Consider the following 13,345-nt stretch of genomic DNA (forward strand, 5'->3'; position numbering starts at 1 on the left):
AACCCTCCATCCAAACTTTGAAACAAGAAATCAACCATCTTTCCTTCGACTCAAGCCTTTTCAATTACCCCGTGGGTAAAATTTACGTTCCCGGTGATTGGGATGAGCAGGAGTTTCTGAAGAACTCGGCTAAGTACCGGCTGGTCTATATTTTTTCCGAATTGCCTCTGCCGATTACTGATGCATCAATTCAGCTGGTAGATACTAAAATCACCTACTATAAATCAATTGTTGAATCAGATGAAATGAGCTCGGACATAGCTGTTTATAGAGGAGAGATGAATGAGGACTTACTGAAACTGGCTCTGGAAAGTGGAGCCTATTCCAGATTTAAGCTGGATTCCCGATTAGCGCAAAATGAGTTTGAAAAACTCTATAAACTTTGGATCAAAAAAGCATTGAATTCAGGGTCCATACTAGAGGCAGTCAATCTTCAAGGCATGGTATCTTATGATTTGAAAGAGGAGGCTGCCGGTATAGGATTGATTGCAGTATCTGACAAAAGCCGCGGCCGAGGATGGGGGAAGAAACTGATGAAAGCTGCTGAGGCAAAAGCCTTTTCAAACGGAGCTAAAACCATCACTGTGAGTACCCAAGAAGCCAATGTGCCGGCCTGTAGACTATATGAATCACTTGGATATAAACTCAAGGAAAAGGTTTACATATATCATTATTGGAGGGAGTGAAATAGTAGCAAGAAACAAGATTCAAGTATCAAGATTTTAGAGCCAAGTATCAAGAACCAAGAGACAAAGAACCAAGAAGATAGACAGGAGTCAGGAATAATTTGGAGTCACGGCATAATTTCGTTTTAACCTTTAAACCTTAATCTTTTAACCATTAACCTTCAATAATAGCATCAAGTACCAATATTTTAGATCCAGGAGTCCAGAAATAAGGACCAATTGCCAGCTTATCTTTTAATCTCTTAACCTTTAATCTTTAAACCATTCCCCTTTGATCCTTAACTTGCTTACATTAAATATTATGTATATCCGCTTTTCTGCCAGTAAAGAGACTAAAGCATTATAGGATTTGGAAAACACTAGCGTCGAGGCCACTTCGGTCTTCTGTCACTCGTGCTGAGCGTAGTCGAAGTATCGGTCTTCCTGCCGTTATACCAAAGAAAATGAGGCTACTGGCATCATTGCGGATAATCACATTAAATAATTTCTCAGGCTCAATCTCGCTTTGATCAAATGGTTTTTAACGGTATTTTTTGAAATAAGCATCTGATCTGCGATCTCCTGATAGGAAAGATTTTCGAAGTAGGAAAGTTTAACAACCTGCTTCCTTTGGTCTGTAAGCTTTTCTATCCCCTCTTCCAACCGGACCATAAGGGCTTCTTCTTCCATTTTCAGATCCACCGAACTTTCGATCCTGTTTTTATAAAAATCCTTCGCTTTTTTTCTATCGCTACTTAAATGGTTAAAGTAATCTAACACCTCGTTTTTTGAGATGGTGAAAATGTAGGATTGGATTCCTTTTTCTGTATCCAGTTCTTTTCTCTTTCTTAGGATTTTCAGAAACACATTATGAAAAATAGCTTCAGCTTCTTCAGCGTCTTTAATAAGGGATAAAATAAACCTGACCACGGTAGGTTTATAGGAATAATAAACTGACTCAATCGCCTCCTGTTTCCCCATTTTGAAATCTTCAATAGTTTCTATAGTAGGTGCTGTCATAGGGCTTGGTTCATTTGCTTACTCAATTTTGAAAAAATAAACCCAATCAGATACGTAAATCACGCATTTAAATCCTCAATTTGCGAAAATTTAGAATTGGTTACCGATTAATAATCAGATTGTTAACTTATCGTTAATAAACATGGCTTTCGGAAGCATATGAAAAAGGCCTAAACTCATTGCTGTAGTTTAGGCCTTGTTTTTTTACAGGTATTTATTGCCTGAAATTATTCGATTGCCCCTAAATAACGTCCCATCCAATAAGGCAGTAACCAAATGTCGCCAGAACTGTAGATAGATCTTCCGTTTCCTGTTCCATCCAAATTAAAGCGATTGGCATTGTGCCTTGCTACTTTGCTCTCAGAAGGAGGCAGCACTTTGGAAGTGGTTTGTCTTCTGAAATTGGCTTCAAGGTTTTGGATGTCTTTACGGTGGCTGTTTTGCACATTCCAGTTGATCAGATCTATAGGATGCTTTTGCAAGAACCATATGGATTCTTCCAAGTCAAATTTTTCAGGTTGAACTATAACGGTAATGATATTCCACAAGGCATCTTTTTCCGGTCTTTCTGATTCCCAGTGGTCTATGATTGCTTCTTTGAATTTTGCTTTCAACTCAGCATCAAAAGCATACCTATAAAGTCCCCAATAGCCTAAAAAGTACATCTCATCATCCGAATGGTTCCATGCCTCAGAAAGCATTTGGCTGTAAGAATCGCTTCCGTCTCCTGCTTCTCCGATGATTTTCATAGGTCTCATAAGGTTCTCCAAATACCCGTAATCCTCCATCAGTTCGAATGCCTTTTCTTTATACTTCTCCTTGCCGGTGAAGCGGTAAGCAGTCTGAAGCATGCTGATGATATTGGAAGAGTTGAGTTTTCTGTCTCCCACCTGAATAGGGAAGTTGTTGACATAATCCGGATTCCACTTGCCCCAAAGTGTAGGCTTCCCATCAAAATCATATAAATACATGTCATGAGCCACGATGTGCGACATTAGGGTATCCATCAGTTCAATGGATTTGTTTTTCACCCACTCATCCTCTACAAGTTCAGCAAGCACTCCATAGACAAACATATGTCCGATTGCTTCATCGCTACTGGTAGTGGATTTCCAGTCCCATTCCGGATCCGGGGAGTGTTGCCATCTTTCGGGATCTGACAGTCTTTCTATATAGCCTGACCTTTCAAAAGATCGGGAAGGAAATCCGTCCACAGGATTAATGGTAAATAGGCGCTCCATAGCCAGTAGGGATTGTCTGATCTGAACAAGGGCTTCCGAATCCTTGGTCATGGCATATCTAAAACCCTGCGAAGCTAAATACATGGAAGTCCAAAGGCCATCGTTGTCCGAATCATCCAGTTTTCCTGTGGCTATTTTCCCCGGCTCTGCAAGCTCAAGCGTGGCGTTAAATCCATGTCTAAGATGATTTTTGCGGGTATATTCATCGAAATACTCCGCTTTTTCGGCCAAGGTCATCTCTTTCCGAAATATAGTTGACAGACCCTGATTGGTGAGGAGATAGATTTCATTCTTACCAAAGGCAATGTCAAAAACCTGCTCTCCAGGAATCCATCTCTCTAAATAATAGTAATTGATTTCCCCATTGGGAAATAGTACGAAGGCTCCTTTGCTTGTCCCAAACCAGATTTCATCCTCTTTGGTCTCCACGACAAGAATGTCTGTCCAAGGAATTGTTGTAAGTAGCGGGGATTTGGTTTTGGATAGAATGTCATAGGTGAAATATCCTGCGTCACTTCCCAGCACCAATTGATTTTTGGACGCATGGTAAGCCATGGATTTCAGCCCTTTGCCTGATAATTCTTCTTTCAATTTGTGAGATTTTGGATCAAACTGATAGACTTTTTCCGGGCTCATTACCCAGAATGTTTCTTGGGTGGGATCATATTGAATATCCACAACTTCCTGAGGGGATGGAAGAATGATCGGTTTATCAATGCTTGATTCCAAGTATTGTATTTGCTTTCCGTCACTGATCAGAAAATCAAATTGGCCTCCTCCTTCGAATCTATGTGCTTCCGGTAGCTGATGCCTCAAATATAAGCTGCCTGCCCAGGCATTGCTGAATACGGCTAGGTCGTCCAGATATACTAGCTCACCTTGATAACTGTCGATTGCCTTCACTTTTTTTGCAGCCATAGGCAGGTAGGATTGATCTTGTGCCAACGTTCCCCAGACCTGAAACTGACCCGCCGCCGGTCGCAATAGCTGCATGTTTTCCAGAATTTGGACATTCCCTGTTTGATCACTGGCCAGACTTTGTGTAGAAAGATTCTGAAGTGCTTTGGAATTGATAATGGCGTATTCCTGTACAAAAGGAATGTCCTGATAAGTCCCTCCTGTTCCTGATTGTCCTACTACCGCAGTCTGAATCAGGGATAGAAGGAGTAGGGTCAATCTGTAAAAAGTTTTTTGCATAATCAGTGAATTTGGTTGGGATCCAATAGGCGATATTGGATGGTTTTACCCCCGTTTAGATGTTTGGAATAAGTGAGATGAACGAGACCTTCCTTATCCTGAATCAAGGCCGGATAAGAGAATTTCCCTTGATGGGTGGAGTCGAGTTCAAGGTATTGAGGCTTACTCCATACATTTCCCTCATCCGATGAAATCCAAAGTGCCAATTGATACCTGCCATTATGGATATCATTGCCTACCATACACCATCGTCCATCGTTAAGTTTTAGCAGTTCCAAACTGGCTGTATTGGGGAATTCTGTTTTTTTTGCGACCGTCCAGCTTTCGCCCTGATCATTTGAAATACTTTGTTGGATCATCGAAGGAGCATCTCCTGCATCCCGAAGCATGGCTAGGATATCTCCATTTTCCTTTTGAATCAATGCTGGCTGGATAGGCCCCTTGCCCACCAGCGGTAAGCTTGGCCTCCAACTTTCTCCCATATCATCCGAAATAGCCATTAGGGAAAAATTGAAACCATCCGAATAAAGCGGTAGAAGTATTCTGTTACCGGTGACGAGAGGCTTGATCCGTGTCATCCATCCCATGCTTGTTTTTTTGGAGTCCAGGGACGCTTCAATAATCAGCTTCTCGTATTCAGGTGCATAAGAAGACCATCCCAAATGGGAAGGAGGCAGATCCCTGAATTTTCTGGCCACTTCCTCAGCAAATTCATCCCCGGGTTTAAGAAAAATATCGTCCTGCCAGTTCCATGTAGGTGCTCCATCGGTATCAAAAGAAGTACTTCTCCTCACTCGGAGAATAGAATTTTCCCATTCGTTGGCATTTACGGCAATCCACACCAAGAACAGCTCTTCTCTTTGATTGAGAAAAAGAACGGGATTGCAGTCCGGTATGCCCGGAGTATCTGCCATCTCAAAGGGTTTTGACCAAGTAGTTTGTCCTTGTTTTTTTCTTGCTCCCATCAGCAGGACATCATCAGAATTTCTTTCTCCCGAGCCTTCAAACCATACGGTAAGCAAGTCTCCTCCGGGAAGTGCCACTATACTGCTGGCATGGGTGTGTTTTGCCTGCAGAGGGAATATAGACTCATTGATCAATGAGGGGACAAGTTGGGATTGGGCAAGTAGGCAGTCCGGCACCACCACCATTCCCATCCACAAGAATGTTACTTGTTTGAAAAGGCTTTTTAGCATCATTAGTTGATATTTTTTCTACGCTCCATGACTTCTCTCCAGGTAGTCAGGATGATTTCTTCCTCTTCAATATAGGTTTTCAATTCAGGGGACAGCATGGCTTCCAGATCAGCCTGTCTGGAAGCCCCAGAGCCTGAAAATCGTCCGAAGTTTTCTGTGTTTTGACTGCAATGGACAATGATCATGGCCAGCCCGGGCTCCATCTTCTCAAGTATTTCCTTGAATTTCATGATTTTATATTGGGTCAGCTCTCCTTGGGTGAAAGGCTTCTCCTCAGGTCTCCATCCTCCGCTGTCCTTGTGAAGGTCATCCAGCACCGGGAAGCCTGAGTTCCAGATTTTTTCTCCCATAGCCTGAGCCCCAATCAGAATATCCGGAATAGGTAGCTCCATGCCTTTTTTGTAGTTGCCTTCTTTCTTTAATTGCTCAATAATAGGTTGTTGAAAACTTTCAGTGATAAGTTTATTGTTGCCTCCCGGAAACATGATAGGGATCTGATATTCCAATCCTACCTTCAGATAGGTTTCTAAAAAGTTCGGGCTCGCAAAAAGTGTCCCCATATGAGAATCCAAATGGCTTGGCTGAATGCCATTTTGCAAGGCACGATCTACCTGCGCTTTCAATTCCAAATACACCTCCTCCGCAGCCGCATGTGCTACGACTTCTTCTACGCTGGGCCAAAAGGATCCTTCAGGATCCAATAATCCGGGAACCAAAGTCCTTCCGGCCAGAGGCTCCCACCGATACGTTTTCCATTCGGAGGTCAGTACCAGGTGCAAGCCTATATCCATCCCCGGTATTTCTTTGCTTAATCTCAAAAATGTGCCCGCCCAAGGACAGGGCATCATGACGCTACAGGAAGTTGCCACACCTTCCTGCATGGCTTGAAAGGTCCCCTGATTGGATTCAAAGGACATACCAGCATCATCTACATGGAATATCACCACCCTTTTTCCTTTTGGGTATCCCAGTTTCTCGGCATAACTCAGGTTTACATCGGATTGGGCTATTGAAAGCGAGGTGGAGAGTATCCACAGAATTAATATAAAAGGTTGTTTGTAGTTGAAATTCATCTCAATTTATCAGTGGTCTTTTGAGTTGCTTGATATACGGGTGTTACCTTGTTATTTTAGAAATGGACTAACTGTCTGATTTTATTTTTTATTTTAAGAAACTGTTAACAGGTTAGTTTCTATTGTTTTTCTCTTTAGAATTGAATTAAAATCTAAAATACATGCCTTCACTCGAAGTATATACCCAAAGGAATAAGCAAAAGAAAATCCTCTTACTTATTTTCTTAATATTCTTTGTCATATCTCTGATGTCCAATATTCTTGGCCCCATCATTCCGGGGATCATCGAAAGTTTTTCTTTAAGCTACGGCTTAGCAGGATTTTTGCCATTTGCATTTTTTGTGGCTTATGGGGTTATGTCTCTGCCTTCGGGATTATTGGTGGAGCGCTGGCGGGAAAAGCCCGTACTTTTGTTGGCGTTTAGCTTGGCAGCCTTAGGTGCCTTGTTGTTTGGTTTCAATCCCAGCTTTGGTCCTGCTTTGGGCTCCCTGTTTATTATTGGGATGGGAATGGCGATGCTCCAGGTAGTCATCAATCCCCTTTTGAGAGTTACCGGAGGAGAAGAGCACTTTGCGTTCAATTCTGTTTTGGGGCAATTGGCTTTTGGAGCTGCCTCATTCCTTAGTCCCATGTTGTACAGCTACATGGATCATTCCCTGTTTACGCCTGAGGCACCTGCGTGGATCAGCCTGTTGGAAGTGTGGGTTCCCGCGGATATGAAATGGGTTTCCGTCTATTTCGTATTTGCAGTGCTTGCCGGATTGATGCTGCTTTTGATCGGTATTACGAATTTCCCTAAAGTGAAATTGAAAGAAGATGAGAAAGTAGAATTGGGTCAAACCTTGAAAAAGCTTCTAAGTAAGCGAATGGTCTGGTTGTATTTTCTTGGAATATTTTCCTATGTCGGGACAGAGCAGGGCATTGCCAATTGGGTCAGCCAGTTCTTGCAGGATTATCATGGAGTGGATCCCAGTATAGGAGGGGCTAGGGTTATTTCCTATTTCTGGGGATTGTTGACTCTTGGTTGTCTGTTGGGATTGGTTCTGCTGAAGTTTATGGATAGCAAGTTGGTTCTGATTTTATTCACCTGCGGGGCTATTCTTTCCTTATTGACCGGATTGTTGGCTCAGGGAAATCCGGTCTTGATAGCATTTGCTTTCTCAGGATTTTGCCTTTCCGTAATGTGGTCTATCTTGATTTCCCTGGCATTGAATTCTGTTGATTTTGCACATGGGACTTTCGCAGGATTACTCTGCTCGGGTATTGTAGGAGGAGCCGTTGTCCCTTTGGTAGTTGGTGGTTTGGCAGACTTTATCGGGTTGCAGGCTGCTATGTTCTTCCTGTTCATTCCACTGAGTTACATTTTGTTTATTGGGATTTGGGCCAAGCCTCTGGTCAGCAACTCCCGAGTCCAATCACTAAAGGAGCTATTTAGCTAATCTGATGCAACGGATAATATTATTGTTGGATTTTGCTGAAGAGTATAGCAAATCATTGCTAAAGGGAATCAGTACCTATTCCGGTAAAAACGGGCAATGGACTTTTTGCCGCATGCCTTTGTACTATCGGGAAATGATGGGGGTTAAAGGCATCCTCAAATGGGCAAAGGAATGGAGGGCTGATGGGATCATTGGTCAACTGTATAATGAAATGGAGGAGGAATTTATAGAGGGTGGTATTCCTGTTATAGCTCAGGATTTTAAAGAACGGTTTTCCAAAATCTCCAATATCACAGGTTCATACCGGCAGACAGGCGTGATGGGAGCCGAGTATTTTCTGAAGAAAGGGTATTATAATTTCGCGTTTTATGGGTTCAATACTATTGTCTGGTCCAGAGAACGCGCAGAGGGATTTGAATCCGCAGTCAAAAAAGCAGGATATCAGGTCAATTATTTTGAGCATAAAAAAGCCCGCTCCACGGATATCTGGTATTACAAAAGCAAATCTCTTAGTAAATGGTTGAAGAACTTGCCCAAACCAGTTGCCTTGATGGCATGCGATGATAATCAGGGGGTACATATCTTGGAGGCTTGTAATCACAATAAGATTAGGGTGCCTCAGGAAGTGGCTGTGTTGGGAGTGGACAACGATGTGACATTCTGTGAACTTGCCGACCCTCCATTATCGAGTATTGTGCTGGATATAGAAAGGGGGGGCTTTGAGGCTGCGCAGGTTCTGCATGAAATGATTATAACCGGCGAGAATAACTACAGAGATGTGATTGTTCCTCCGCTGAAAGTAATCACCCGATCCTCTACTGATATGTTTGCCTCCTCAGATGCTTACGTCGCGGAAGCTCTAACTTTCATTCATAGGAACATTGATAGAAACATTCTGGTGGATCAGGTGGTCAAGGAAGTACCCCTTTCCCGTAGAGCCTTGGAGAAGCGTTTTTTGCAGATTACCGGGCTTCCGGTATATAAGTACATCACCAAGGTAAGAATGGAGAAATTGGCTCAGAAACTTTTGAGTTCAGACCAGAGTATTTTTGAAATAGCAGTGGATTTGGGCTTCCAAGACAGTAATAATATCGCCAGGCAATTCAAGCAATTGATGGGCTATGCCCCGGCTGAGTATAGGAAGCGCTTTGGTGCCAATTCTTTGTGGGAAGTAGGGGTAACAAGAGGCAAGAGTCTAGAAACAAGTAGCAAGACATAAGTATCAAGACATAGGTAGCAAGTAACAAGAGACAAGTAACAAGAGACAAGTAGCAAGACATAAGTATCAAGATCCAAGAGTTAAGATCCAATTTTCAATTTAACTTTTTAACCCTTAATTTTTAAACTCTTAATTATTTGATCCTTAACGTTCTATGGTAGTAAGAGGTAAGTATCAAGAGTTTAGAGCCCAGAAACAAGAGCCAATTTGACTTTTTAATCCTTAACCTTCACCACGTGGACACCCGTCATCCGACACCCCGTCAATTTCATAAATGCGTCTGTAGGAGGATGAATAGATATTGTCCGTCTCTCTGGGACTTTCCCAGACCATATTGTCATCAATTATTATAGAGGTTATAAACCTCTGGCAAGAGGATGAATCGTTCCTCTGGAACTCATATCGAATAGTTTTGACAATAATGCCGTATGCCAGCCTGATCTATAATTCCTGCTGTTCCCTACACTTGATATCAACCTCTGATATCCCACATCTCACCTCTAATCTCTATCATCGATCACGACTTTTTCCGTCATCCGACACCCCACACTCCATATTTTCTAATTGTTACGGAATTCGATTTTTTTCAACTGTCAAATTAACAAACTGGTAATCAGTAGTTAGGTAGTCCATTTTTCAAATGGGAAGGTAGTAAAGCTGAAGGTACAGCCTATGGAAAATCCAACTATCAAGGAATTACTCGAAAAATTGTCAAAAGGAGAGCTATCCCGGGATGAGTTTGATCTTTTTCTCGAAAAGCTAAAAAAGGAGAAAGGAACAAACCAACTGGATCAGGCCTTTTTGGAATTTTTTGAAGGATTGGCTCCACCGGAAAATGAATGCTCAAACCAAAAACCAAAAAAGTAACTAAGACTAACCCAAAAAATGATTATGCGTATGAAACAATTTTCCAAAAACAAAAAGCCAAAAATTAAGTGGGGGCTCCCCATGATTTTTGGATTGGTGCTGTTCCCGCTGCTTGGGGGGGCAGCCATGGCTTCTCCACTTCCCAATCTGATTGAAGATGTCTTTCAGGTTCACCGGGTTCAGGGTAAAATAGTCTCCAGTGTGGACGGGACTCCAATTCCGGGCGTTACGGTGCTTGAGAAAGGTACAGGCAATGGAACTGTCTCTGAGATAGATGGAACCTACTCTCTTAATGTTGCAGGTCCAGGTTCTTTATTGGTTTTCTCTTTTGTGGGGTTTGATTCACAGGAAATCACAGTAGGAAACCAATCTATCATTAATATTGGTATGAATGAAACTGCCACAGATATGTCTGAGGTAGTGGTGACAGCCTTGGGAATTAAGCGGGATCAACGTTCTCTGGGATACGACGTCTCCAGTGTAAAAGGAGAGGAACTTACCCAAGTGTCCCAAGAAAATGTACTGAGTTCCCTTTCCGGTAGAATGCCGGGAGTGACCATCAACCAAACAAGCGGGCCTGGATCTTCCATGAGCATGGTCATTCGGGGTGCTACTTCTTTGACTACTGATAACCAACCATTATTTGTGGTGGATGGTGTGCCTATGTCCAATTCCCTGAACAACGTAAGGGAAAACGGAGATGGGAACCAGGTGGATTATGGAAATGCCATTTCCGATATCAATCCGGACGATATCGAAAGTATTTCAGTACTGAAGGGACCCAGTGCTGCGGCCTTGTACGGGACCAGGGCAGGAAATGGGGTGGTGATCATTACCACCAAGTCCGGCAAAGCCGGTAAGACTATGGGGATTTCTTTTAGCACAAGCAATGTGTTCGAAAGACCGACCCGATTGTTGGATTTTCATTACAAATATGCCAATGGCAATCGCACAGGAGTATTCAATGAAGGTTCAGCCTATTGGGGAGGCCCGGAGCTGAATGCCGGCAACACAGCTGTTCAGTGGAATAGTCCGCTGGATGCCAACGGAGATCCTATTCCGACGGAACTAATTGCCTATCCGAATGCGATGAAAGATTTCATGCAGACCGGAATCACTTCCACCAATAATATTGCCGTGGATGGGGGAAGCGAACAGACTACCTACAGGATTTCCTACTCCAATATGCTGCATCGCGGGATGATCCCCAACTCTGATCTGTTCAGAAACAGCTATTCAACGTCACTGAGCCATAAGATTACAGAGAAGCTTACTTTTACTTCCAATTTCAACTATACCAACAGCAAATCCAACGATCGTCCAAGTACAGGGGATAGAAGAGCCAATCCTTTGGAAGCAGTGTATTCTTCTCCTTATGTGGATTACAACTTGATGAGGGATATCTGGGTGCCGGGGCAGGAAGGTGTTCAGCAAGTCAGAACTGCTTCAGGTGACAACCCTTACTTTATCGCCTATGAAATGCAGAATTCTTTTGTCCGGGACAGAATTTATGGAAATGTGTCCTTGGATTATAAGTTTTCTGAATCCTTTGCCATTCAAGTAAGGTATTCCCTGGATCGGTCTGATGAGAATCAGGAAACCAAAATACCTTACAGTTACAGTAGAATGGCCCGTGGAGGATATTATACCGCTGATATTTTGACCCAAGAATCCAATACAGACTTTTTGGCTTCATGGAATGATGATTTTGGAAAATTGGATATCAACGCTTCCATTGGAGGAAATATCATGAACAGATTTGGCAAAAGTACCGATGTGGGAGTAGGGGGAGACCGAAACAACGGTTTGGTTATTCCAGGGATATACAATGTTCAGAATATTCCTGCCGATAACAGATCTATGGCAAATGGTTTCTCTGAAAGAGGGATTTATTCCATCTATGGACTGGCATCCTTTGGATATGCTGATCAGCTTTATCTAGACTTGACAGCCAGAAATGATTGGTCTTCTACCTTACCACGCGAAAACAGATCCTATTTCTACCCTTCCGCTTCCCTTAGCTGGTTGACAAACTATACTCTGGGCATGTCTGATAAAATAGACTTGTTGAAACTGAGATTTGGCTGGGCACAGGTAGGAAATGATACAGGGCCATACAACCTTCTTCCAAACCTTTCAACAGGGTTATACAATTCCATCAACACAGCCAGTATGCCTTCCAGTCTGTTAAATCCGGACCTGAAGCCTGAGCAAGCAACCTCTTATGAAGGCGGTATTGACTTGAACATGTTTAGCAATAGGCTTCGATTTGCAGGAACGATTTATCAGATTGATAATAGAAACCAGATTTTCTCTGTAAATCTCCCTTCCTCCTCCGGCTACTCAGGTCGACTGATCAATGCCGGTCTGATCCGAAGCCGTGGTGTAGAACTATCCCTGGGAGGAACAGTCCTCAGAAAGAAGGACATTACGTGGGATGTAGATCTGAACTGGAGTAGAAACCGGACTACGGTGGTAGAGCTTACAGAAGGTTTGGATAGAATCACCCTTTGGTCAGAGAATAGTGGGGGGGCTATCACTTTTGTGGGAGAGCAAATCGGAAATATGTACAGTAGTAGCTATGCTGAGGTAAAAGACCCGAACTCACCTTATTATAGATGGCCTGTTCTTTCCAATGCAGGGTCATGGCAGGAGCTTTCCGGTACCGAAAACCTCAAGAAAGTAGGCAATTTTAACCCCGATTTTCAAATGGGTTTGCAGACCACTTTGAATTTCAAACGCTTTGTAGTCGGAGCCAGCTTTGACTGGAGACATGGTGGAGAATTTATGTCCTTTACCTACAGATATGGAGAGTCCGACTGGAAATCTCAGAGACAATTGGATAATTTAATTCCGGGCAGCCTATATGCGACTGATGAGTTGATCGCTATGATGAAAGCTAATCCTGAGCAATACATTATCCCAAGACCGGGTAACTATCCAAGGGTAGGGGGCCATACTGCGGCATCAGGAGGATATTATGTAGATGAAAATGGAAACGACGGAGTTTTTATTCCGGGAGTGATTCAGACAGCAGGTGCAGATACTCCGGATGATTTCAGTGATGATGTATATGTAGAGCATCTGGGCGGAGAGGGCACCAATATCTATCCGATTACCAATACCTTTCCATGGAGTTTCAATGAGCAGGTGACCTTTGATGCCTCTTTTATCAAATTGAGAGAATTGAGCATAGGTTATAGAATTCCCACGATGGGAAGATTCAGAAATGCAACAATCTCTGTCTACACCAGAAACCTGATGATCTGGACCAAAGCGGATATAGGAATCGATCCTGAACGCGCTTTCTGGGCAAATGGCGGAACCCAGGGAAATACCTCCTCTCAGTTCCGTCAGGGAATTGAGCGCCAGAATGTGATGCCATGGAGCTTCCCTATAGGTTTCAAATTGAACTTTAATCTCTAATC

9 protein-coding genes are annotated in these 13,345 nt (G+C 43.0%); 5 read left to right on the forward strand and 4 right to left on the reverse strand.

Annotated elements, in window-relative coordinates; all coding sequences use genetic code 11:
• The first annotated feature begins 17 nt into the window (after positions 1-17).
• Positions 18-686, forward strand: a complete 669-nt coding sequence (locus J2X69_RS14005) for a GNAT family N-acetyltransferase (protein ID WP_310104332.1) — start codon at positions 18-20, stop codon at positions 684-686.
• Between the two features lie 471 nt (positions 687-1,157).
• Here J2X69_RS14005 and J2X69_RS14010 read toward each other — a convergent pair whose 3' ends face one another.
• From J2X69_RS14010 to J2X69_RS14025, 4 genes are all read right to left on the reverse strand, one after another.
• The gene (locus tag J2X69_RS14010) at positions 1,158-1,685 is read right to left on the reverse strand and encodes a sigma-70 family RNA polymerase sigma factor (RefSeq protein ID WP_310104335.1); all 528 of its coding nucleotides are present in this window, start codon (positions 1,683-1,685) and stop codon (positions 1,158-1,160) included.
• 227 nt (positions 1,686-1,912) lie between these two features.
• Positions 1,913-4,123: a hypothetical protein gene (locus J2X69_RS14015; RefSeq protein ID WP_310104339.1), complete on the reverse strand. Its 2,211-nt coding sequence runs from the start codon at positions 4,121-4,123 to the stop codon at positions 1,913-1,915.
• 2 nt (positions 4,124-4,125) lie between these two features.
• A complete protein-coding gene (locus J2X69_RS14020; protein ID WP_310104342.1) occupies positions 4,126-5,322 on the reverse strand; it encodes a sialidase family protein in 1,197 nt (398 codons plus the stop codon).
• Positions 5,322-6,392: a polysaccharide deacetylase family protein gene (locus J2X69_RS14025; protein ID WP_310104345.1), complete on the reverse strand. Its 1,071-nt coding sequence runs from the start codon at positions 6,390-6,392 to the stop codon at positions 5,322-5,324. Before J2X69_RS14025 ends, J2X69_RS14020 begins: the two co-directional genes overlap by 1 nt.
• Positions 6,393-6,553: 161 nt before the next feature.
• Here J2X69_RS14025 and J2X69_RS14030 point away from each other — a divergent pair, with 161 nt between their 5' ends.
• The 4 genes from J2X69_RS14030 to J2X69_RS14045 all read left to right on the forward strand — a co-directional run bounded on the left by J2X69_RS14030 (position 6,554) and on the right by J2X69_RS14045 (position 13,343).
• Positions 6,554-7,831 (forward strand): MFS transporter, encoded by a 1,278-nt coding sequence (locus tag J2X69_RS14030; protein ID WP_310104349.1) that lies wholly within the window; start codon positions 6,554-6,556, stop codon positions 7,829-7,831.
• A 4-nt stretch (positions 7,832-7,835) separates the two neighbouring features.
• Positions 7,836-9,050 carry a DNA-binding transcriptional regulator gene (locus tag J2X69_RS14035; RefSeq protein ID WP_310104352.1) on the forward strand — a complete coding sequence of 405 codons (1,215 nt, stop codon included), beginning with the start codon at positions 7,836-7,838 and terminating at the stop codon, positions 9,048-9,050.
• Between the two features lie 672 nt (positions 9,051-9,722).
• Positions 9,723-9,917: a hypothetical protein gene (locus tag J2X69_RS14040; RefSeq protein WP_310104355.1), complete on the forward strand. Its 195-nt coding sequence runs from the start codon at positions 9,723-9,725 to the stop codon at positions 9,915-9,917.
• A 30-nt stretch (positions 9,918-9,947) separates the two neighbouring features.
• A complete protein-coding gene (locus J2X69_RS14045; protein ID WP_310104359.1) occupies positions 9,948-13,343 on the forward strand; it encodes a SusC/RagA family TonB-linked outer membrane protein in 3,396 nt (1,131 codons plus the stop codon).
• Positions 13,344-13,345 lie beyond the last annotated feature (2 nt).

Origin of the sequence: Algoriphagus sp. 4150 (assembly GCF_031457395.1) — a bacterium.
GTDB lineage: Bacteria > Bacteroidota > Bacteroidia > Cytophagales > Cyclobacteriaceae > Algoriphagus.

Excerpts from the sequence above, each read along its gene's own strand:
- J2X69_RS14010 (WP_310104335.1), bottom strand. The coding sequence starts at position 1,685 with ATGACAGCACCTACTATAGAAACTATTGAAGATTTCAAAATGGGGAAA.
- J2X69_RS14015 (WP_310104339.1), bottom strand. The coding sequence starts at position 4,123 with ATGCAAAAAACTTTTTACAGATTGACCCTACTCCTTCTATCCCTGATT.
- J2X69_RS14020 (WP_310104342.1), bottom strand. The coding sequence starts at position 5,322 with ATGATGCTAAAAAGCCTTTTCAAACAAGTAACATTCTTGTGGATGGGA.
- J2X69_RS14025 (WP_310104345.1), bottom strand. The coding sequence starts at position 6,392 with ATGAATTTCAACTACAAACAACCTTTTATATTAATTCTGTGGATACTC.
- J2X69_RS14030 (WP_310104349.1), top strand. The coding sequence starts at position 6,554 with ATGCCTTCACTCGAAGTATATACCCAAAGGAATAAGCAAAAGAAAATC.
- J2X69_RS14035 (WP_310104352.1), top strand. The coding sequence starts at position 7,836 with ATGCAACGGATAATATTATTGTTGGATTTTGCTGAAGAGTATAGCAAA.
- J2X69_RS14040 (WP_310104355.1), top strand. The coding sequence starts at position 9,723 with ATGGAAAATCCAACTATCAAGGAATTACTCGAAAAATTGTCAAAAGGA.
- J2X69_RS14045 (WP_310104359.1), top strand. The coding sequence starts at position 9,948 with ATGAAACAATTTTCCAAAAACAAAAAGCCAAAAATTAAGTGGGGGCTC.